Annotated in this window: 21 protein-coding genes; 8 read left to right on the top strand and 13 right to left on the bottom strand. The window is 71.4% G+C overall.

The genetic code is table 11. The features are described 5' to 3' along the window. Positions 1–72: 72 nt before the first annotated feature. Positions 73–804, bottom strand: a complete 732-nt coding sequence (locus ACFZDK_RS09025) for a hypothetical protein (RefSeq protein WP_390971226.1) — start codon at positions 802–804, stop codon at positions 73–75. Between the two features lie 148 nt (positions 805–952). On the opposite strand from ACFZDK_RS09025, the gene ACFZDK_RS09020 reads away from it, so the two are divergent. Both ACFZDK_RS09020 and ACFZDK_RS09015 read left to right on the top strand, forming a co-directional pair. Beyond that, positions 953–1,369 carry a Rid family hydrolase gene (locus ACFZDK_RS09020; RefSeq protein WP_390971224.1) on the top strand — a complete coding sequence of 139 codons (417 nt, stop codon included), beginning with the start codon at positions 953–955 and terminating at the stop codon, positions 1,367–1,369. Next, the gene (locus ACFZDK_RS09015; RefSeq protein ID WP_390971222.1) at positions 1,366–1,824 is read left to right on the top strand and encodes a GNAT family N-acetyltransferase; all 459 of its coding nucleotides are present in this window, start codon (positions 1,366–1,368) and stop codon (positions 1,822–1,824) included. The genes ACFZDK_RS09020 and ACFZDK_RS09015 overlap by 4 nt, the downstream gene beginning before the upstream one ends. Before the next feature lie 231 nt (positions 1,825–2,055). Here the strand turns inward: ACFZDK_RS09015 and ACFZDK_RS09010 are convergent, their stop codons facing one another. The 3 genes from ACFZDK_RS09010 to ACFZDK_RS09000 form a co-directional block, all read right to left on the bottom strand. Beyond that, on the bottom strand, positions 2,056–2,202 hold the full coding sequence (locus ACFZDK_RS09010; RefSeq protein WP_390971220.1) for a GPR1/FUN34/YaaH family transporter: 147 nt from the start codon (positions 2,200–2,202) through the stop codon (positions 2,056–2,058). A gap of 264 nt (positions 2,203–2,466) precedes the next feature. Beyond that, positions 2,467–3,189, bottom strand: coding sequence for an aspartate/glutamate racemase family protein (locus tag ACFZDK_RS09005; RefSeq protein WP_390971218.1), 723 nt, complete (start codon positions 3,187–3,189; stop codon positions 2,467–2,469). Positions 3,190–3,194: 5 nt separating this feature from the next. Continuing rightward, positions 3,195–4,652, bottom strand: coding sequence for a cytosine permease (locus ACFZDK_RS09000; protein WP_390971216.1), 1,458 nt, complete (start codon positions 4,650–4,652; stop codon positions 3,195–3,197). Between the two features lie 139 nt (positions 4,653–4,791). Here ACFZDK_RS09000 and ACFZDK_RS08995 point away from each other — a divergent pair, with 139 nt between their 5' ends. Both ACFZDK_RS08995 and ACFZDK_RS08990 read left to right on the top strand, forming a co-directional pair. Continuing rightward, positions 4,792–5,490, top strand: a complete 699-nt coding sequence (locus ACFZDK_RS08995) for an FCD domain-containing protein (protein ID WP_390971214.1) — start codon at positions 4,792–4,794, stop codon at positions 5,488–5,490. A 111-nt stretch (positions 5,491–5,601) separates the two neighbouring features. Further along, positions 5,602–7,074, top strand: coding sequence for a LamG-like jellyroll fold domain-containing protein (locus ACFZDK_RS08990; RefSeq protein ID WP_390971212.1), 1,473 nt, complete (start codon positions 5,602–5,604; stop codon positions 7,072–7,074). A 10-nt stretch (positions 7,075–7,084) separates the two neighbouring features. Here the strand turns inward: ACFZDK_RS08990 and ACFZDK_RS08985 are convergent, their stop codons facing one another. Beyond that, a complete protein-coding gene (locus tag ACFZDK_RS08985) occupies positions 7,085–7,777 on the bottom strand; it encodes a uracil-DNA glycosylase family protein (protein ID WP_390971210.1) in 693 nt (230 codons plus the stop codon). Positions 7,778–7,841: 64 nt separating this feature from the next. On the opposite strand from ACFZDK_RS08985, the gene ACFZDK_RS08980 reads away from it, so the two are divergent. After that, positions 7,842–8,513 carry a S4 domain-containing protein gene (locus tag ACFZDK_RS08980; protein ID WP_390971208.1) on the top strand — a complete coding sequence of 224 codons (672 nt, stop codon included), beginning with the start codon at positions 7,842–7,844 and terminating at the stop codon, positions 8,511–8,513. Between the two features lie 67 nt (positions 8,514–8,580). Here the strand turns inward: ACFZDK_RS08980 and ACFZDK_RS08975 are convergent, their stop codons facing one another. Then, entirely contained in the window at positions 8,581–9,261 is a 681-nt protein-coding gene (locus tag ACFZDK_RS08975) for a methyltransferase domain-containing protein (RefSeq protein WP_390971597.1), read from the bottom strand. A 106-nt stretch (positions 9,262–9,367) separates the two neighbouring features. Next, the gene (locus tag ACFZDK_RS08970) at positions 9,368–10,282 is read right to left on the bottom strand and encodes an acyltransferase domain-containing protein (protein WP_390971206.1); all 915 of its coding nucleotides are present in this window, start codon (positions 10,280–10,282) and stop codon (positions 9,368–9,370) included. Positions 10,283–10,364: 82 nt separating this feature from the next. On the opposite strand from ACFZDK_RS08970, the gene ACFZDK_RS08965 reads away from it, so the two are divergent. After that, entirely contained in the window at positions 10,365–10,664 is a 300-nt protein-coding gene (locus ACFZDK_RS08965) for a DUF6343 family protein (RefSeq protein WP_390971204.1), read from the top strand. Between the two features lie 12 nt (positions 10,665–10,676). Here ACFZDK_RS08965 and ACFZDK_RS08960 read toward each other — a convergent pair whose 3' ends face one another. From ACFZDK_RS08960 to rpsA, 5 genes are all read right to left on the bottom strand, one after another. Beyond that, the gene (locus ACFZDK_RS08960) at positions 10,677–11,063 is read right to left on the bottom strand and encodes a tetratricopeptide repeat protein (RefSeq protein WP_390971202.1); all 387 of its coding nucleotides are present in this window, start codon (positions 11,061–11,063) and stop codon (positions 10,677–10,679) included. 72 nt (positions 11,064–11,135) lie between these two features. Further along, a complete protein-coding gene (gene coaE, locus ACFZDK_RS08955) occupies positions 11,136–11,747 on the bottom strand; it encodes a dephospho-CoA kinase (RefSeq protein WP_390971200.1) in 612 nt (203 codons plus the stop codon). Positions 11,748–11,879: 132 nt separating this feature from the next. Further along, entirely contained in the window at positions 11,880–12,818 is a 939-nt protein-coding gene (locus tag ACFZDK_RS08950; protein ID WP_359209891.1) for a PAC2 family protein, read from the bottom strand. 192 nt (positions 12,819–13,010) lie between these two features. Further along, positions 13,011–14,525, bottom strand: a complete 1,515-nt coding sequence (locus ACFZDK_RS08945) for an FAD-dependent oxidoreductase (protein WP_390971596.1) — start codon at positions 14,523–14,525, stop codon at positions 13,011–13,013. A gap of 385 nt (positions 14,526–14,910) precedes the next feature. Further along, positions 14,911–16,407, bottom strand: a complete 1,497-nt coding sequence (gene rpsA / locus ACFZDK_RS08940; protein ID WP_123977983.1) for a 30S ribosomal protein S1 — start codon at positions 16,405–16,407, stop codon at positions 14,911–14,913. A 316-nt stretch (positions 16,408–16,723) separates the two neighbouring features. Here rpsA and ACFZDK_RS08935 point away from each other — a divergent pair, with 316 nt between their 5' ends. Beyond that, a complete protein-coding gene (locus ACFZDK_RS08935) occupies positions 16,724–17,680 on the top strand; it encodes a methyltransferase domain-containing protein (RefSeq protein ID WP_390971197.1) in 957 nt (318 codons plus the stop codon). A gap of 30 nt (positions 17,681–17,710) precedes the next feature. Beyond that, on the top strand, positions 17,711–20,188 hold the full coding sequence (gene hrpB / locus ACFZDK_RS08930; RefSeq protein ID WP_390971195.1) for an ATP-dependent helicase HrpB: 2,478 nt from the start codon (positions 17,711–17,713) through the stop codon (positions 20,186–20,188). Here hrpB and ACFZDK_RS08925 read toward each other — a convergent pair. Continuing rightward, positions 20,178–21,170, bottom strand: coding sequence for a porin PorA family protein (locus tag ACFZDK_RS08925; protein WP_390971193.1), 993 nt, complete (start codon positions 21,168–21,170; stop codon positions 20,178–20,180). The two genes, hrpB and ACFZDK_RS08925, sit on opposite strands and share 11 nt — an antisense overlap. Positions 21,171–21,188: the final 18 nt, after the last annotated feature.

Raw genomic sequence — 21,188 nt, 5'->3', positions numbered from 1 at the left:
TCACGACAAGCCTCAGCTTCAGCTTGCGCTCCTCGCGCACCCCGGCCTCAAGGGACCGGGGGTCCTTGGAGGCTACCCGAACAGGTAGCCGAACACGGCGTCCCCGACCCGCTGGTCGACGACGTCGGCACCGTTCGCCTCCTCACGGGCGAACTTGACGGCCTGCTGCAACTTCTCGACCCGGTCGAGGAGTTCGTTGACCCGCCGGGCCGGCAGCGCCCCCGAGAACTTCACGGTGGTCCAGTACCCCACCGGAACGTCCTCGTAGTACACCTCGACCTGCGCCGGATGCTTCTCCGTCGCCTCGGCCTTCACATGGTTGCGGGGCACCTTCCTGGTCCGCAGCGTCCGTACCGGCTCGGTCTTCCAGGCGTCGGTGGACGGGTCCTGCACCCACGACTCGGAGGCGTCGAGCACGGGCAGCTTCCGCACGAAAGTATTGAGGTCGACGAGCTGCTTCTCCAGGAACAGCAGATAGGCCACGGGCACACCGGCGACCAGCACCCGCCCGTCCACCTTCACATCGGCCCTGGCCTCGCAGTTCGCCCAGTCCTTGGTGGCGGTCACGTCGAAGAGCCGCGTCAGCGTCGCCGAGGTCTCCCGCAGCACGTCCTCGGCCTTGACCTGAACCCGCGTGGACTCGGGCGGCAACTGCTCACCCTCCTCGTCCTTCGGCTGATACGTCCGCGAGATACCGGCCAGCAGCGCGGGCTTCTGCAACCCGTGATGCGCCGACGTCAGGTCCTGATGCGCCTTGGACTTGATGCCCTTCTCGACCGCGATGATCTGATTGAGTTTCGCCACGTGAAGGACGGTAGCAGCGCCAACTGACCCATTCCCAAGCATTTTTCGCGCAGGACGAGGAGCAGGGGAACCGGAAAATTCAGATGCGGACCGGCGGTGCGAGGGCGGACGATCGGTCGGTTGTCCGTCGTTGAATTCAGGAGCCCTTGTGATCCAGCGTTTCACCGCCCCGGCTCTCTTTCCACCGCCCGGTTACTCCCACGTCTCCGTCGTCGAGGCCGGCACGAGGCTCGCGTTTCTGGCGGGTGCCGTTCCGTTGGACGGGGAGGGGAAGCTCGTCGGTGAGGGGGATCCGCCGCGGCAGGCCGAGCAGGTGATCGCCAATCTGCGGGAGCAGCTGCGGGCGGTCGGGAGCGACCTGCAGCATGTACTGGCGACCGATGTGTACGTCGTGAGCAGTGAGCCCGCGGTGCTGTCCGGGGTGTGGGAGGTCGTCGAGGCCTCGGGGCTCAGTGCCGGGCCGCACTCGTCGACGCTGGTCGGGGTCGCCTGTCTCGGATACACCGGGCAGCTGGTGGAGATCACGGCCACGGCCGTCGTACCCGACGAGGGGGCGGGGGCATGAGCGCCGAGGTCGTACTGCGCCGGGCCGGCGGGCCGGACGCCGACGCCGTCGCCGATGTCTGGCTGCGGTCGTACTCCGCGGCCCTGCCGACCGTCGTGCGGGCGCACTCGGACGACGAGGTGCGCGCCTACTTCCGGGATGTCGTGGTGCCGTCACGGGAGACCTGGGTCGCGGAGGCGGGCGGGCGCGTGGTGGGGATGATGGTGCTCGCGGACCGGCTGGTGTCCCAGTTGTACCTGGATCCCGGGTGGCGGGGACGGGGTGTCGGTGATCTGTTCGTCGCGCTGGCCAAGGAGCGCTTCCCGCAAGGGCTCACGCTCTGGACGTTCCAGGTGAACACGCCCGCCCACCGGTTCTACGAACGGCACGGGTTCGTCGCCGTCGAGTACACGGACGGCAGTGCGAACGAGGAGCGGGAGCCCGATGTGCGCTATGTGTGGCAGCTGTTGCCGTAGGTCACGCGTGGACCCCGGCGACCGGGCCGCCGCGGTGGCCGTGGTGCGGCCGCAGGTGCTCGCCGATGTTCGGGAAGACCGGCAGGCGGCACGGTGGTAGGTGGCGTTGGCGACGCCGGCGAACGACGCGCACCAGGCGCGCACGGCCGTGACCAGGCCGAGCCGGCCACCGGCCCTGACGGTGCCGGGCGACTGCGCGAACTCACCGACAGGGTGTGAAGATCGCGAAGGTCAGCAGGAACAGGCCGGTCGCCTGGTGCGCGGTGGCTGCAGGCTGCCCGCGACGAACCTCGCGTAGGCGGCGTACGCCAGCCAGAAGGCGCCGTACGACCCGAAGGCCGTGGCGCCGAAGGTGTTGCCCTTCCGGAACTCCCACATGGCCGCGAGCAGTTGGGCCAGACCGCCGTAGAAGAGGGCGACGGACGAAGGCCGTCGCGGCGAAGGCGGCGAGGCCTAGCGGGCCGGGGTCCGCGATGGTTCCGGCTCCGGCTCCGGCTCCGGCTCCGGCTCCGGCTCCGGCTCCGGCTCCGGCTCCGGCTCCGGTGGTGGGGGTGCAAGGGGTGGGGGTGCTCATGAACGCCTCCTCCTGTGGTGTGGATCACAAGGGCGTGAGTCCATTTCAGGCACTCCCGGCACGGCTCCCTACCCCTGGCCCGGCCCCCACACCCGCCGCTTCGCCCGCGGCTTGCCGTAGCTCCCCGCCCGACTGGTCGTGAGTCCCAGTGTCACCAGCGACTCCGCCAGCTTCACCGCCGCGCCGACCCCGTCGACCACCGGAACCCCGAGCTTCTCCCCCACCGCCCGCTGCAGTCCCGTCATCCCGGCGCAGCCGAGGACCAGGACCTCGGCGCCGGCGTCCCGGACCCGTTCGGCCGCCGCGAGGAACGCCGCCTCCGTGCGCCCCGGGTCACCGGTGAGGTCGAGAACGCCCAGTCCCGTGCCCGCCACCGCCACACAGTTGCGGGCCACCCCCGCCGTCTCCAGGCTGTCCTCGATCTGCCCGCGCGAGCGGTCCAGTGTGGTGACGACGCCGTAGCGGCGGCCCAGCAGACAGGCGAGATGGGCGGCGGCCTCGGTGATGTCGACGACGGGTACGTCCACCAACTCCCGTACGCCTTCGCGCCCGTGCTCGCCGAAACCGGCCATGACCACGGCGTCGTACGGCGGACCGTCGTACGTCCGCAGCGCGTCGAGGACCGCCGCCGCCGAGAGGTAGCTGTCCAGCCAGCCCTCCGCCGACTCGGGCCCCCAGGCCGGGGTCAGTCCGGTCACGGCGGTGCCCGGGCCTGCGGCGGCCCGGGCACCTCGTACGATCTCCTCGGTCATCTCCTGCGTGGTGTTGCAGTTGGTGACGACGATCCGCACGTCCGTCAGACCTCCTCGGTCACAGGGGTTCGGTCCCGGCGGCACAGCGCCAGGTACAGGCCCGCGGCCAGCGCCGTGCCGATGAACCAGGAGTACGGCGCCACGTCGCTGAACGTCTTCACCAGCGCGAGCACGGCCGCGACCGCCGCCGAGGGCAGGAACGCCCACAGGGCCTTGGGGTTGACGCCCTTGCGGTAGTGGTACGGGGAGCCGGGCGCCGCGTTGAAGAGCTGTTGCACGTCCACCCGGCCGCGTTTGATCGCGTAGTAGTCGACCATGATCACACCGAACAGCGGTCCCAGGAAGGCGCCGAGGCCGCCGAGGAAGTAGTTGACGACGGTGGGGTTGGAGAAGAGGTTCCAGGGCGTGACGACCAGGGCCGCGACCGTGCTGATCATCCCGCCGACCTTGAAACTGATCTTCTGCGGCCAGACGTTGGCCAGGTCGTACGCCGGCGAGACGAAGTTGGCGACGATGTTGACGCCCATGGTGGCGACCGCGAAGGTCAGCGCGGCCACCACCAGGACCCAGGTGTTGCCGACCTTGGCGACCAGTTCGGCCGGGTCGGTGATGGCCTCGCCGAAGACCTCCAGGGAGCCGGCCGTGACGATCACCGAGACGACCACGAACGCCGTGGAGTTGATGGGCAGACCCCAGAAGTTGCCGCGGCGCACGGTGCGGTAGTCCGGCGCGAAGCGGGAGAAGTCGCAGAAGTTGAGCATCAGCGTGCCATAGGTGGCGAGGATCAGGCCGATCGCGCCGAACCACTGCCGCCACTGCTCGCCGGTGGAGACCGGGTGCGGGGTGGAGGTGAGCGAGATGGTCCAGTGGGCCTTGGCGAGGATCCAGACGGCGAGGGCGATCATCACCAGCCAGATCGCCGGGCCGCAGAAGTCCTGGAACTTGCGGATCGTCTCCATGCCGCGGCTGATGATCGCCGCCTGGACCAGCCAGAGCGAGACGAAGGAGATCCAGCCCAGCGTGTCCAGGCCCAGGAAGGAGCTCTCGGTGAGGGACTTCAGGTCCGGCCAGGCCGCCAGCAGCATCACGTTGACGGCGACGGAGGCCAGATAGGTCTGGATGCCGTACCACATGATGGCGATCACGGCCCTGATCAGCGCCGGGATGTTGGCACCCCAGACGCCGAAGCTGATCCGGCTGACCACCGGGAACGGCACGCCGTGGCGCTGGCCGATCCTCCCCATCCAGTTCATGCCGACGTAGATGAGCACGAAGCCGACGAGGAGGGAGGTGAAGACCTGCCAGACGTTCATGCCGAGGACCAGCAGGCCGGCGGCGAAGGTGTAGTTGCCGAGGTTGTGGACGTCGGACATCCACATGGCGAAGAGGTCGAAGACCTTCCAGTTCCGCTTCTCGGCGGGGGCGAGGTCTTCGTTGGTGAGCCGTGGGTCGGGGACGAAGGCGGGTGCGCCGGTGACGTCGGCGCGGTCGGCCAGGGACACGGGGCCTCCAGGGAACCAACCGGTGTACCAACTTTTGGTATACCAAACTCCCGTCATGGTGCTCCCGTCAAGCGTTCCGACCGATGTCCGTCCCGTTACGGCTCCGTAAAAGGCCCCCGGGTTCGGCGAAAATGACCTCATGGGCTCTCCCACGACGAAGATCGAACCTCTGGGCGCGGTGCGCGAGCGCGTCCTGGCGACACTGCGGCAGGACATCATCGAGGGCCGCCTGGGCCCGGGCGACCGGCTGGTCGAGCGCGAGCTGGCCGAGCGGTTCGGAGTCTCCCGGGTGCCGGTCCGGGAGGCGATCCGGGCCTTGGTCGCCGAGGGCTTCGTCCTCTTCGAGTCGGCCCGCCGCACGGTCGTGCGCCGGCTGACCCCGACCGACGTCAAGGAACTCTTCGAGTTGCGCGAGGCGTTGGAGGTGTACGCGGCCGGCCTTGCGGCGGCCCGGGCGACCCCCGAGGCACTGGCGGAGCTGCGGGAGCTGCTCGACCGGGCGGCCACGGCCACCGAGGCGGACGACGCCGAGACGATCACCGACATCAACACCCGCTTCCACGACCGGATCCTGGCCCTGGCCGGCAACAGCCTGCTCATCTCGGTGATGGAACCGGTCGACGGCCGACTGCGCTGGCTCACCCGGCGCAACGAGGAGTGGCCCCAACTCCTCACCGAACACCGCGAGCTGTACGACGCGATCGCCTCCGGCGACCCGGACCGGGCCCGCGCCCGCGCACTGGGCCACGTACAGGCCAACTACCGGTCGACGGTGCGACACCTCTTCGGCGACGGCGGGGACTTCGAGGACTTCGAGGACGGGGGGACCGACCGCTAGCCGAGGGCCCGGCCACCCACGGGAACACCCGTTCCCACAGGAATCTCCTAGAGTTCTCCTCGCCGGTGAAGATCACATCACCGCGAGGATCGAAACGGGGAGGGCATCACCATGGTGAGCAGACGGGGGCTGTTGAGCGGAGCCGCACTCGTGGGGGTGGGCGCGATGGCAGGGATGGCGACCGGCACCGGGACCGCCGCGGCCGACACCCCGCTGGACACGCCGTTCACCCCGGTCACCGCGCCGCATCTGGCCGAGGCCGAGCGGCTGGTGCAGTACCAGCGGATGCTGGCCGCCGGCTACCTGCCGACCGGGCTCGCCGGACACTGGCCGCTGGACGGCTCCGGCACCGACCGCTCCGGCCTGGACCACCCCGTCACCCCGGGCTCCGGGGCGAGCTGGACCGGTCTGCGGGCAGGCGGCGAACTGAGCCTCGACGGCACCTCCGGGGCGTACGCCGCCACCGCCTCCGTCCTGGACACCACGGCCCCCTTCACGGTCTCGGCCTGGGTCCGGCTGGCCGACGACGCCGTCCTGACGAACATGTACACGGCCGTCAGCCAGGACGGCGGCAGCGCCAGCCGCTTCCTGCTCCAGTACGACGACACCGCCGGGACCTGGGCCTTCAAGGTACGCAGCGAGGACCAGGCCGCCAAGGCCTCGGCGCTCGCGGCCACGCCGGTGACCAAGGTGGGCGTCTGGACCCATCTGGTGGGCGTCTGGGACGGCACGAGCATCAAGCTGTATGTGAACGGGGTGCAGGAGGGCAGCGCCGACACCACCCTCTCCTGGGCCGCCACCCAGGGCTTCAACATCGGCCGGGCCCGCTGGGACGGCGGTTACGTGAACCGCTTCAAGGGCGCGGTCGACGACGTCCGCGCCTACGGCCGCGCCCTCACCGCCGATGAGATCGCCCTGGTCAGCGGGCGTACGGCACGCGCCAACAACGTCTACCTGATGAACACCACGGCGACTGTGACCTGGGGCCTGCCGGACGACCTCGCGAGCTGGGTGGCCCGGGCCCGCTGCTCGTCCTTCGTCACGGCCGTGCTCAAGCACACCTACGGCTGGGCCACCGACGACTACTTCCTCCAGTACTTCCAGGAGAAGGGCCCGGAGGCCGCCGACTACTGCTCGGCCTTCATCGGCGGCACGGCGGGCCCGCGCTTCCGCCGCATCCGCAAGGTCACCGACCTGCGCCCCGGCGATCTCGTCGCCGTCGACTACAGCGGACAGGACGCGAACAACACCGGGCACATCGTGATGGTCCGCGAGGTCAAGGGCGTCTTCAGCGGGGTCGCCGACTTCGCCGGCGAGACCCAGTACGCCGTCGAGATCGTCGACTGCACCTCCGACCCGCACGGCGTCTACGGCCTCTCCAACTACCCGCAGTACCCCGACACCCGCATGATCGGCACCGTGGACGGCGAGAACCTCCAGGGCGTCGGCATCGGCCACATGATGTTCTACGCCTCCAACACCACCGGCGAGTTCTCCCGCTACCGCTGGAGCGTCAACTCGTCCGCGTCCACCGGCACCCACACGGTCGCCGACCGCCCGGTGGCGGCGGCCCGACTCGCCTGACCCCGCCCCCTCAGGGCAACCCGGCCGCCTCCGCCGCCGTCCGCAGCACCTCGCGGAGCATCTCGGGGGTGAGGCGGCCGGTGAAGGTGTTGCGCTGGCTGACGTGGAAACAGCCGAAGACGTCCAGGCCGCCGAGGTCGACGCGGGCGCCGTGGGCGAAGGCCGGGCGGGGCCGGGGCACAATCCAGCCCGCCTGCGCGAACGCCGGCAGCGCGGCCTGCCAGCCGAAGGCGCCGAGCACGACGGCGGCACGCACCGTCGGCCGCAGCAGCGTCAGCTCCTCGACCAGCCAGGAGCGGCAGGTGTCGCGCTCCTCGGGGGTCGGCTTGTTGGCGGGCGGGGCACAGTGCACGGGCGCGGTGACCCGCACGCCGTACAGCTCCAGACCGTCGTCGGCGCTCACCGACGTCGGCTGCGAGGCGAGCCCGACGTCGTACAGCGCCTGGTACAGGACGTCACCGGAGCGGTCGCCGGTGAACATCCGGCCGGTGCGGTTGCCGCCGTGCGCGGCCGGGGCGAGGCCGATGATCAGCAACCGGGCGTCGGCCGGCCCGAAGCCGGGGACGGGCCGGCCCCAGTACGTCCAGTCGGCGAACGCGGCCCGCTTGGTGCGGGCCACGTCCTCCCGCCAGGCGACCAGCCGGGGGCAGGCCCGGCAGACGCTGACGCGCTGGTCGAGGCGGGCGAGGGGGCTGCTGGTCATGGCTCCACGGTAGGCCCCGGAAATCGGCTCCGTTTCTCTCGGCCCTGGGGGCTAAGGTCAGGGCATGGCTTCTGAGGACGCGGACGAGAGCAGCGAGCGGGCGAACGGTGGGACCGGAACCCCCACCGCGGCCGAGTCCGCCGAAGGCACCGAGGCCGCTGCCGCCCAGGCACCCGATCCCGCCACCCAGACTCTGGACCCCGCCGCCCTGGCCGCGGCCGTCGCCGCCGCCGAGGCCGCCGGGCCCGCCCCCGGTGAGAACGTGCGGATCGACAGCTGGATCTGGGCCGTGCGCCTCATCAAGACCCGCTCCATGGGAGCCACCGCCTGCCGGGGCGGGCATGTCCAGGTGAACGGCGAGCGGGTCAAGCCCGCCCACTCCGTGCGCGTCGGTGACGAGGTGCGGCTGCGTCACGAGGGGCGGGAGCGGATCGTCATCGTGAAGCGGCTGATCCGCAAGCGGGTCGGCGCACCCGTGGCCGCCCAGTGCTTCATCGACAACTCCCCGCCGCCCCCGCCCCGCGAGGCCGTCGCCCCCATCGGCATCCGCGACCGCGGCGCGGGCCGCCCCACCAAGCGCGACCGCCGCGAGCTGGAACGGCTGCGCGGTCTCGGCGGGATGGGCGGAGCGGGAGGCTTCGGCGGAGCCGGAGGCAAGGGGGGCGGAGGCATCGGCGGCGGAGGCAAGGGGGGCGGCACAGGTCGGCCGAGCGGTGGGCGCCCCGGCGGTCGGTGACCCGCCCCCGGACGACTCCCTCCGGACAACCGCCTGCGGACGACCGCCTCCGGAGGAACGGCCCCGGCTAAGCCGTCGGCACCGCCCTCACCCAGGTCCCGTCCTCGGTCAGATACTCGGCCACCTCCAGTCCCCCTTCCGCGAGTGCCTCCTCGAACTGTTCCCGGGTGAGCGGTCGCGCCAGGAACGTCTGGGTCCAGGCCGCGTCCGGGAACTCGTACTCCGCGCGCACCGAGTTCACCCCGTCCCCGACCGGCTCGACCGACGCGATCCGCACGGTGTAACCGCTGGGATCGGCCCGTTCTCGTGGCACGTTCGTGTGGTAGTCCGCGCCCTCCCGCTGGATGAGCACAGAGCCGCCGTCCGCCACGTGCGCCGCGCAGGTGCGCAGCATGCCCCGGCGCACCTCCGTGTCCCCGGTGTTCACCAGGAACGACGCGAGCATCACCACGTCGAACTTCTCGCCCAGGTCGAGCCCTTCGATGGTGCTGCGTATCGTGCGTGCCCCGCGCACCCGCGCCAGCATCTCCGCCGACTCGTCCACCGCCGTGACCCGGAACCCGCGCTCCAGCAGCGGGTGCGTCATCCGCCCCACCCCGCTGCCCAGCTCCAGGATCTGGGCGCCGGCCGGGACCGCCGCCTCGATGATGTCCGGTTCGCCACCCGCGGCCAGGCGGGTGTAGAGCTCCACCGCGCAGCCGTCCGGGGTGATCGCACCGGGCCCTGTTCCCTCGTACCCCTCACGCATTTCAACCGTCATGCCCGAACAACGGCCCGCCGCCGCACGGGCGTTCCCGCCCGCCGATGGTTCACTCGTTCGAGTAGTTCGAGGGCCGACGGGAACTTCGATCACCTCACCGCGGCCACGGGAACCAGCCGTGGCCGACGTACCAGTGGCCGCCCGCCCGCAGATGGTCGCCGACCGTCCGTTCCAGCGAGGTACGCCGGGGCAGGTCCGCTACCGGCAGGTCCGGGACGCCGAAGACGAAGCCGACCGGTGTGGTGTCGGCCGGTTCCGGGTCCTCCCACCCGGGCCGGAACCTCTCCTGGAAACGGACGATGTTGGAGTGCGCCGGGAGGAGGCGGCGCAGCTGCGGATCGAGCAGCCAGGAGTGGCAGGTCGCGACGGCCGGGGACTCCTCGGGGAAGTACCGGGTGAAGAAGTCCCGGGCCCGCGCCAGGGAGTGGTCGAAGGCGGCAGAGGTGAGCGGTCCGAGGAAGTCGGGGATGTGCAGGTTCAGGCAGGGCTCGCCCGCGGTCACGCCGGTTCCGGCCGCGGTGACGGCCCGTGCCGTGCGTTCGCCGAGCCCCGTCCGCTCGTACTGCAGCCGTCCCAGTTGGTAGAGGCGGCCGCCGAAATGGCGGGTGAGCCAGTGCGCCTGGCGGGTGCCCAGCCCTCCGCCGCCGTACCGCCTGCGGTGCAGTGCCATGCCGCGGCCGAGGTCGGCGAGCGTGTGCCGGGAGATGTCGTCGGGGATGCCGAGTGCCCGGTGCCGGGCGCGGATGTCCGGCACCGCGGCGAGGAAGACGTACACGAGGAAGTACGCGCCCAGCGCGGCCGGGGCCCGGGCGGCCCGGGCGCCGAGGCCGTCGGGGTCGTCGACCTCCCGTACGGCACCGGTCGCGTCCTCGGCGCACTCCTCCAGCAGCCGTCGCAGGCCGGGATCGGCGGTCACGGCGCGCCGCAGCGCCACCACCTCGTTGATGTCCTCGTGCGGCACGGCCAGGTCGAGAAGGAGGTCGGGCAGGTCGTCGGCGTCCGGCAGCACGGTGGGTCCCCCCTCGGTGGACGTCCTGCTTGGTGAACGTGCTGGTCGAAGAGTACGTTGCAAGGAGGAGCGGTGATCCGGGATGCGTACGGGCAGTGAACCGGCGACCGCCCGCAGTGCGCTGCGGGCGCGGCTGTGGCTGAGCCTGTGGGGTCTGTTCTGGGCGATCTTCGGCACGGCGGCGTTCGCGCTGGTGGGGCGTCCCGGCTGGGCGGCCGCCTGCGGCGTGCTGTGGCTGGTGGCCACCGTCGACCTGACGATGATCCTCCGGCACATCAGGCAGGGCCCGCACTACCAGCCGGGCCGCGATGTGCCGCCGTACCCGCCGGCCGACGGCAGCCCGCCGCCGTTCAGACGGCCGCCGCGGCACGGGCACCCGTGAGCGAGCGGTCGCTCACGCACCGCTCTCGAAGCGGGCCGCCTTCAGGTACTCCGGGTTCGGGTCCAGGGCGGCCGCCAGCCGGAAGTGGCGTATCGCGAGCTCGGCACGGCCCTGGCGCTGATAGGTGCGGGCGAGCGCGAAGTGGGCGAACGCGTTGTCCGGTTCGCGCTCCAGGACGATGGTGAACTCCAGCTCGGCGGGCCGCAGTTGCGCGGCGGCGAAGAAGGCACGCGCGCGCAGGAGCCGGGCGGCGGTGTTCTCGGGGTGCGCGGCGATCACTCCGTCGAGCAGTTTCACCGCGCCTCGCGGGTCCCGTGCGTTGAGCAGTTGCTCGGCGGCACGGAAATCGATCACATGCGTCTCCGGAGTACGTCCGGTCGAACCGCTGGTCTCGGGCACGGCAAAGTCCTTCCCTCACTGAAGCGGTTCAACGCCCGGACGGCTGCCCGCTATTTCGAAGACGGCTTCCCGCTAGTTGGAGCCCGGCTCCCGCGCCCGCCGCACAAGGTCGGCCCACACCTCCGCGACCCGCTGTTCGAGCACGTCGAGGGGCACGTCGTTGTCGATGACGATGTCGGCGATCTCCCGACGCTTCTCGCGCGTCGCCTGCGCGGCCATGCGCGCGCGTGCGTCCTCCTCCGTCATCCCGCGCAACCGGGTCAGCCGGTCGAGCTGGGTCTCGGGGGCGGCGTCCACGACGACCACGACGTCGTAGAGCCCGGCGAGGCCGTTCTCAGCGAGCAGCGGGACGTCGTTGACCACCACGGCGTCGGCGGCTGCCGCGCTCTCCAGTTCACGGGAGCGGGCGCCGACCAGGGGGTGCACGATCGAGTTCAGTACGGCCAGTTTCGCGGGGTCGGCGAAGACGATCGAACCCAGCTTCGGCCGGTCCAGGCCGCCGTCGGCGGTGAGCACCTCCGGGCCGAAGGCCTCGACGACCGCCGCGAGGCCCGGGGTTCCGGGCGCGACGACCTCCCGCGCGATCCGGTCCGCGTCGATCAGCACGGCGCCGTGCCCGACGAGCAGTCGCGACACCGCGCTCTTGCCGGCGCCGATCCCGCCGGTGAGGCCCACTTTCAGCATGCCCCGAAGCTTAGGGCCTGGCACGGACACCGGCCCGGAGGGGGCTCGTTCTCCCCGTCCGGGCCGGTGCTCGTCGCTCGCGCGGGCCTTCGCTGCAGCCCGCGCGGACCTTCGTTGTCGCCCGCGCGGGCTTCAGTTGTCGCCCTCGCGCTCCGCGAGGAAGCGTTCGAACTCGAGGCCGATCTCGTCCGCCGACGGGATCTCCACCGGCTCGGCGAGCATGTTGCCGCGGGTCTCGGCGCCCGCGGCCGCGTCGTACTGGTGCTCAAGACCCTGGACGAGGGCGGTGAGCTCCTCGTCGCCCTCCTGGATCTGGCTGTCGATCTCCGTCTGCGTGCGGTGGGCGTCCGTGCGCAGGGCGTGCGCGATCCCGGGGAGCACCAGGCCGGTGGCGCCCGTGATGGCCTCCAGGACGGTCAGGGCGGCGTCCGGGTAGGGCGAGCGGGCGATGTAGTGCGGGACGTGCGCGGCGACGCCCAGGACGTCGTGGCCGGCCTCCATGAGGCGGTATTCCAGCAGCGACTCGGCGCTGCCGGGCACCTGGGCCTCGTCGAAGGGGCTGCGGTGGCCCGGGACGAGGTCGGTGCGGTTGCCGTGCGGGGTGAGGCCGACGGGCCGGGTGTGCGGGACGCCCATGGGGATGCCGTGGAAGTTCACGGACAGGCGCACACCGAGCCGCTCCACGACCTGCTGTACGGCCGCGGCGAAGCGCTCCCACTCGACGTCCGGCTCGGGGCCGGACAGCAGCAGGAAGGGCGCGCCCGTGGCGTCCTGGACCAGCCGGACCTCGATGCTGGGCTCCTCGTACTCGGTCCAGCGGTCCCGCTTGAAGGTGAGCAGCGGGCGGCGGGCCCGGTAGTCCACGAGCCGGTCGTGGTCGAAGCGGGCCACGACCTGGTGGGGCAGCGAGTCGAGGAGCCGGTCGACGATCTGGTCGCCGGTCTCACCCGCGTCGATGTATCCGTCGAAGTGGTAGAGCATGACAAGACCGGCCGACTCCTGGGCGAGCGCCATGTCGACCACGGCGAGGCCCTTCGGCTCCCATGCGTACAAACCCTGCGGATCAAGCACTGTGACCGCTCCTCCTCGTGTTCGTACGGCTCAACGCGGCACAGTCCACAGGCATTCCCGTCGGCGCCCCTGAACAGGCGGGCTCTCACCGCCTTCTCATGCCGGGAGGGCGACACGCGCGCGTGTCCTGCCGGGAGGGCGGGCACGCGCGCGTGCGGGACTCAGGGGCTCAGGCCGACAGCACGCGGGGACTCAGGCCGACAGCACGCGCGCGTGCAGCGCCGTGACCGCCTTGCGCGCGGAGCTGAACGCGCCGTGCTGCCAGGCGTCCGTGTAGCTGAGCCAGTCGCCGGCGAAGTAGACCCGCCCGGTGGGCTCGTTCAGGGGCTTGTAGCGCACGTCGTCCGGACCGCCGGGGGTGTCGTGCCAGGCGGCCTCCAGGTGGGGTGTCTGGCGCCAGTGGTGGGAGAAGGAGGAGACCAGCTCGGTGCGGTACTTGGCGCCGTAGATCTTCACGCCGGCGGCCACCGCGCGCTTCTCCCGCGCGGCGGGGCTCAGCTTGGCGTAGGAGTCGGCGTCGTCGCCGTAGTTGTAGTAGCCGATGAGGACGCCCCGTTCGCCGTGGAAGCCGTACGAGGGATGCCAGATGTGGGTGACGTCCTGGTCGGTCTCGGTGATGCCGCCGTAGATGTGGTGGTCCAGCTCCCACCAGCGGGAGCGGTACTCGAGGCCGATCTTGGCCGCGGACGACGGTGTGATGGCCTCCAGGGCGCTCTGTACGCCGGAGCCGAGGTTGTGCGGCACCTTGGCGAGGATGTTGGGCGGCATGGCTGCCACGCAGTAGTCGGCGTCGACGGTCCTGGTACGGCCGCCCTGGGTGTACGTCACGGTGACGCCGTTCCCGGTGTCGGTGATCTTGGAGACGGCGGCTCCGGTGCGGATGCGGTGGGCGCCGATCGCCCGGGTGAGGGCTCGCGGTATCTGGTCCATGCCGCCGACCGGCTGGAACATCAGCATGGCCTGGTCGAAGCCGAACTCGAAGGAGAAATAGCGCCCGACACCACTTGCGAACACCTGGGAGGCGGTCGGAACGTCGCCGAGCAGCACCCCGGGGGTGCCGGCGGCGGCCGGTACGGTCGTGTATCCGCGCCGCTCGCCTCCCTCGTACGTCAGTTTGTCGCCGAGTTCGCCCCAGTCCTTGAGGAACTCGACGAGCCGCTCCTGGTCGGTGGCCGTCAGCGCCTCGTCCAGCGCGCCCTTGTCGCTCGCCTTGGCGAGCAGCTCCGAGACATAGCCGTACACGTCGGCCTTGGCGGTGCGGTAGCGCTCGGGCTTCGTCATGCCGGCCGACTCGTTGTAGAGGTACGCGTCGGCGTTGACGTTCGTGAACACCTGGATGGGAACACCGAGTTCACGACAGTAGTCGAGGGTGATCATCCACTGCGGTATCCGGGCGGGCCCGGCGTTCATGTAGTGGCCGTCGGCGAACCGCGCGGTCTGCGTGTTGCCGTAGAGGTCGGTGGTCGAGTCGCCGCCGCGCACGGTGAAGTTGCGTCCGCCGGTACGGTCCCTGGCCTCCAGGATCGTACAGTCGTAGCCGGCCTTGCCCAGTTCGTAGGCGGTCGCCAGGCCGGCGATGCCACCGCCGAGGACGACCACCCGGGCCGCGGCGCGTCCGGTGAGGGTGAAGTCGCCGGTGCGGGGAGCCTGGAAGGCCTCCGCCCGGGCGGTGGGAGCGAGGCCGAGGGCCCCCATGGTGGCGAACATGGCGCCGGCGCCGCCGGTGACACCGACGTTCCGCAGGAACGCCCGCCGACTCGTCCCTGACCTGTCCTGAGGCTGTGCCATGACGGGACTCCCCTTCCGATCTTGAACGAAGACCGGGGAAGCGTCCCAGCGCCGCGTTACGGCCCCACGATGACTCGTGTATCCCACACATTTCCGCGAACGCGAAGGGGAGCAACTCCCCACAAGGCGCTCGGAACCCTCGGGCAGACGGCGACGACGACCCCCCGAGGGGCGCGAGGAACTACGCGCTCAGCCCCCACCAACCGTGGACCGAGAGAAAGCCCAGGGCGAGCAGACAGCACTGAGGGCCCGCACCTCGAAAGGTGCGGGCCCTCAGTCATCGGCTAGGCCGAGCGGCGAGCGATCAGCTCTGGCCGCCCGCGAGCTTCTCGCGAAGCGCGGCCAGCGCCTCGTCCGAGGCCAGCGCACCGGAGGTGTCGGCGCCCTCGGAGGAGTACGAACCGCCACCGGCGGCCGGAGCGGCACCCGCGGCGTCGCCACCCTCCTCGGCAGCGGCAGCGTCGGCCTCGCGGCTCTTGATGACCTGCTGCTGGTGCTGCTCGAAGCGCTGCTGCGCCTCGGCGTACTGGTGCTCCCACGCCTCGCGCTGGGTCTCGTAGCCCTCGAGCCAGTCGTTGGTCTCGGGGTCGAAGCCCTCGGGGTAGATGTAGTTGCCCTGGTCGTCGTAGGACGCGGCCATGCCGTACAGGGTCGGGTCGAACTCGACCGTGGCCGGGTCGGCACCGAAGGCCTCGTTGGCCTGCTTCAGCGAGAGGCTGATGCGGCGGCGCTCGAGGTCGATGTCGATGACCTTGACGAAGATCTCGTCGTTGACCTGGACGACCTGCTCCGGGATCTCCACGTGGCGCTCGGCCAGCTCGGAGATGTGGACCAGACCCTCGATGCCCTCGTCCACGCGGACGAACGCACCGAACGGAACGAGCTTGGTGACCTTACCCGGGACGACCTGACCGATCTGGTGCGTACGGGCGAACTGCTGCCACGGGTCTTCCTGGGTCGCCTTCAGCGACAGGGAGACGCGCTCGCGGTCCATGTCGACGTCGAGGACCTCGACGGTGACTTCCTGGCCGACCTCGACAACCTCGGACGGGTGGTCGATGTGCTTCCAGGACAGCTCGGAGACGTGGACCAGACCGTCGACGCCACCCAGGTCCACGAAGGCACCGAAGTTGACGATCGAGGAGACCACACCGGAGCGGACCTGACCCTTCTGGAGGGTCGTGAGGAACGTCTGGCGGACCTCGGACTGGGTCTGCTCCAGCCAGGCACGGCGGGACAGGACCACGTTGTTGCGGTTCTTGTCCAGCTCGATGATCTTCGCCTCGAGCTCCTTGCCCACGTAGGGCTGGAGGTCGCGGACGCGACGCATCTCGACCAGGGAGGCCGGGAGGAAGCCGCGGAGGCCGATGTCGAGGATGAGACCACCCTTGACGACCTCGATGACGGTACCGGTGACGATGCCGTCCTCTTCCTTGATCTTCTCGATGGTGCCCCAGGCACGCTCGTACTGGGCGCGCTTCTTCGAGAGGATCAGGCGGCCTTCCTTGTCCTCCTTCTGGAGAACAAGGGCTTCGATCTCGTCACCGACGGCGACGACCTCGTTGGGGTCGACGTCGTGCTTGATCGAGAGCTCGCGGCTCGGGATGACACCTTCGGTCTTGTAACCGATGTCGAGCAGGACCTCGTCCCGGTCGACCTTCACGATGACGCCGTCGACGATGTCGCCGTCGTTGAAGTACTTGATCGTCTCGTCGATCGCGGCGAGGAAGGCTTCCTCGTTACCGATGTCGTTGACCGCTACCTGCGGGGTGGTGGCGGTGGTCTCGGTGCTGCTCGTCATGTGAGAAAGGGCTCCGGTACGGACATTGAAGTCGTAGGTACTGCTTACGCCGGGAGCCTGTTTCGCTCTGCAGAAGCCGGACAGCCTGGGAAGCGTCACCCGAACCACTGGTGACGCCTCGACAACCGAGGGGACATACATACAGATGCGAGCGCAGCCTGCTACGTCTGAGGTGCGCAGGCCCGCAGCGCAACTTGTAGCATACGGGGGCAGCCAGGCAGGGTCAATGCGCGAAGCCGCACACCCGGGGCGGATCGCCGCATACCCGGCACAAGAACCGTCCCAGGAAGCCACGCAGGCCTGCGGGACCTCTTCCGTGACGCCCTCCGAACGGGTTGCACGGAAGAGTACGACGAGGGAGCCGATCATCCAAGAGCCCGATTCGTTCGACCTCGCAGAGGCCGGGACAGACACCGGAACCGAGGCCGAACCGGAAGCCACCCGGCGCGACGCCGGTACCACGGAGAGCAGCCGGGCCAACCGGGGCTGGTGGGACCGCAACGCGGACGAGTACCAGATCGAACACGGCACCTTCCTCGGCGACGACCGTTTCGTGTGGGGCCCCGAGGGGCTCGACGAGGTGGAGGCGGAGCTGCTGGGCCCGCCGGAGGAGCTGAAGGGCAAGGACGTCCTGGAGATCGGCGCCGGCGCGGCCCAGTGCTCGCGCTGGCTGGCCGCCCAGGGGGCCCGTCCGGTCGCCCTGGACCTCTCGCACCGCCAGCTCCAGCACGCGCTGCGCATCGGCGGATCGTTTCCCCTGGTCTGCGCGGACGCCGGCGCGCTGCCCTTCTCCGACGCCTCCTTCGACCTGGTGTGCTCGGCGTACGGCGCGCTCCCCTTCGTCGCCGACCCCCGCCTGGTGCTGCGCGAGGCGCGCCGCGTCCTGCGCCCCGGCGGGCGTTTCGTCTTCTCCGTCACGCATCCCGTCCGCTGGGCCTTCCCCGACGAGCCCGGCCCCGAGGGCCTCACGGTCTCGGCCTCCTACTTCGACCGCACCCCGTACGTCGAGCAGGACGAGGACGGCCGCGCGGTGTACGTGGAGCACCACCGCACGATCGGCGACCGGATACGCGACATCGTGTCGTCGGGCTTCCGGCTGGTCGACCTGGTGGAGCCGGAGTGGCCGGCCTGGAACACCTCCGAGTGGGGCGGCTGGTCCCCGCTGCGGGGCAACCTCCTCCCGGGCACGGCGATCTTCGTGTGCGAGCGAAGCGAGATGGGGGTCCCCCGGCCGAAGGCTGGGGGAGGGACTGAGCCGGCACACCCGGCGTAGCCGGAAGCGGGCCCGTACGACACTAAGAGCGTGATCCGCCACGACGCCCTGGACGCGCTCCCCGTACGGCAGGCCCTGCCCGGTCTGGACGACGCCCTGGAGGGGCACGGCACCGCCGTCCTGGTGGCACCGCCCGGCACCGGCAAGACGACGCTGGTGCCGCTGGTGCTGGCCGGGCTGGTGGGCGAGGGTCCCGCGCGGCGGGTGGTGGTGGCGGAGCCGCGCCGGATCGCCGCCCGCGCGGCGGCCCGCCGGATGGCCTGGCTGCTGGGCGAGCAGGTCGGGCGGAGCGTCGGCTACACGGTGCGCGGCGAGCGGGTCGTCGGGCGCCACGCGCGCGTGGAGGTCGTCACGACCGGTGTGCTGCTGCAGCGCCTGCAACGCGACCAGGAGCTGTCCGGGGTCGACGTCGTCGTCCTCGACGAGTGCCACGAACGCCATCTCGACGCCGACACGGTGGCGGCCTTCCTCTGGGACGTGCGCGAGACCCTGCGGCCGGAGCTGCGGCTGGTGGCCGCGTCGGCGACCACGGACGCGCAGGGCTGGGCTCGGCTGCTGGGCGGGGCTCCGGTGGTCGAGGCGGACGGCGTCTCGTACCCCGTCGAGGTGGTGTGGGCGCCGCCCGCGCGGCCGGCGCGGCCACCGCACGGGATGCGCGTCGATCCGGCGCTGCTGACGCACGTGGCGTCGCTGGTGCGGCGGGCCCTGACCGAGCGGCCGGGGGACGTGCTGTGCTTCCTGCCGGGCGTGGGCGAGATCGCGCGCGTGGCGGGGCAGCTGGGCGGCCTGGGGGAGGTGGAGGTGCTCCAGGTGCACGGCAGGGCGCCGGCGGCGGTCCAGGACGCGGTGCTGGCGCCCGGGGCGCGGCGCCGGGTGGTGCTGGCGACGGCGGTCGCCGAGTCGTCGCTCACCGTTCCCGGGGTGCGGGTGGTCGTCGACTCGGGGCTGGCCCGGGAGCCGCGGGTCGACCACGCGCGCGGGCTGAGCGCGCTGACGACGGTACGGGCGTCCCGCGCGGCCGGGCGGCAGCGGGCGGGGCGGGCCGGGCGGGAGGCGCCGGGGGCGGTGTACCGGTGCTGGTCCGAGGCCGAGGACGCCCGTCTTACGGCGTTTCCGGCACCGGAGATCAGAGTGGCCGACCTGACCGCGTTCGCCCTCCAGGCGGCCTGCTGGGGCGATCCCGGGGCGACGGGGCTGGCGCTGCTGGATCCGCCGCCGGGCGGGGCGATGGCGGCGGCCCGGGAGGTGCTGACGGCGATCGGAGCGGTCGACTCCGCCGGGCGGGCGACGGAACGCGGGGTGCGGCTGGCCCAGCTGGGCGTGCATCCGCGGCTGGGGCGGGCGCTGCTGGACACCCCCGACGGGGGTGCCGAGGTGGTCGCGCTGCTGAGCGAGGAGGCTCCGCGGGAGTACGGCGACGATCTGGCGGCCGCCCTGCGCACGGTCCGGCGCGGCGGTGACGCCTACGCCGGGCGGTGGCTCGCGGAGGTGCGGCGGCTGCGGACGGACGACGAGGGCGCGTCGGCGCCCGGCGTGGACGACCGCGCCGTGGGGCGCGTCGCCGCCCTCGCCTTCCCCGAGCGCGTCGCCAGGGCCGACGGAGGGTCGTACCTCATGGCCTCCGGCACCCGGGCCGAGCTCCGTGAGGGCAGCCCGCTGCGTGGTGCCCCGTGGCTCGCCGTGGCCGTCGCGGACCGTCCCGTCGGCAAGGGCCACGCGCGCGTGCAGCTCGCGGCGGCGGTGGACGAGGACGTGGCCAGGTCGGCGGCGGCTTCCCTGTACGCGGAGGGCCAGGAGGTTCACTGGGCCGACGGGGACGTCGTCGCGCGGCGCGTGGAACGGCTCGGGGCGATCGAGCTGGCGGTGCGGCCGTTGCGGGACGCCGACCCGGCCCTCGTACGCGAGGCGCTGCTGGACGGGCTGCGCCGCGAGGGGCTCGGCCTGTTGCGGTGGACTCCCGACGCGGCCGGCCTGCGGCAGCGGCTCGCCTTCCTGCGGCTGCACCTCGGGGAGCCCTGGCCCGACGTCTGCGACGACGCGCTGCACGCGCGCGTGGACGACTGGCTGGAGCCGGAGCTCGGCAGGGCGCGGCGGCGGGCCGATCTCGGGCGGATCGACGCCGGGGAGGGGCTCCGGCGGCTGCTGCCGTGGGCGAGCGGGGAGGCGGGGCGGCTGGACGAGCTGGCGCCCGAGCGGATCGCCGTGCCCAGCGGGTCGCGGATCCGGGTCGACTACGGGAATCCCGAACAGCCGGTCCTCGCCGTGAAGCTGCAGGAGATGTTCGGGCTGCAGGAGTCGCCGGCGGTGGCGGGGGTGCCGGTGCTGGTGCATCTGCTGTCGCCGGCCGGGCGGCCCGCCGCGGTCACCGCCGATCTCGCCTCCTTCTGGCGGGACGGGTACAAGGGCGTGCGGGCCGAACTGCGCGGGCGGTATCCGAAGCATCCCTGGCCCGAGGACCCGGCCGGCGCCGAGCCCACCCGGCACACCAACGCACGGCTCAGGCGCTGACCGGTTCCGGGACCTCGGACGGCGCGGGTTCCGGGTCGGCGGGGCGGCGGGCGCGCGCCTCCAGCCAGAGGGAGAGGGCGAGCAGCACGATGCCGAGCGAGAGGAAGCCCCAGGGGAGATAGGAGGTCAGCAGCAGGACGATGGTGCGGTTGTGCTTGACCAGGGCGACCGTGTGCTCGATGTAGTCCTCGCGCATCTTCACGTCGCCGGCGAAGGCCGTCACCTTGGCCCGGCCGCCCAGCAGGGTGCCGCCGCGCAGCTCCTCCTTGTGGATCTCCTCGCCGTAGACGGGCGCCCCGGTGACCGGTTCGACCCAGAACCTGCGGACCGTGGTGTACCAGCGGGTGGTGCCGGTCTTGGCGACGGTCTCCGGGGTGACGCCCTGCACCGGCATCTTCTTCGGCAGGGAGACCTTGGTCCACGGGATGGTCTGCTCGAAGTAGTAGACCTCGACGCCCCGGAAGGTCTGCGTCCCCTTGTAGTGGATGGGGTTGGTGGTGCGGGTCTGCGCGTCGAAGTACTCGTAGTCGCGCTTCTCGGTCAGGAACGGCCACTTGAACTCGATGCCGTCCCGCTTCACCGGGTCGCCGTCGACCATCTCGCCGGTGGCGTGGACGGGTTCCTGGCTGTGGGCGTCGAAGATGTAGCGCTCGGGGATCTCGGAGACCATCTTGCCGTCGGGGCCCTGGACGTACGACAGGCCGTCCCAGACGACGACGTCCCGGCCCGCCGTCTTCTCGATCTTCTTCGCCGCCTCCACGTTGCCCTTGAGGGTCTGCACGATGGTGACCTGGGGGACCTTCTTGGCCTGCATGGTGCCGTAGTCGAGGAGGGTGGCGTTCCTCGCGACCAGGACCATGTCCTGGTACTGGTTGGCCGGGATCTTGGCGAGGCGCGGGAAGGCGTACCAGCGCAGCAGCGGGGACAGGGCCGCGAAGAACACGGCGCAGGCGAGCAGGACCAGACTGGCCTTGCGGCGCATCTCGGCCTCCCGGGGCGG

Source organism: Streptomyces sp. NPDC007901 (assembly GCF_042959465.1).
GTDB lineage: Bacteria > Actinomycetota > Actinomycetes > Streptomycetales > Streptomycetaceae > Streptomyces.
Note: the sequence above shows the minus strand (reverse complement) of the source record. Positions and strands in the feature narration are given on the sequence as shown.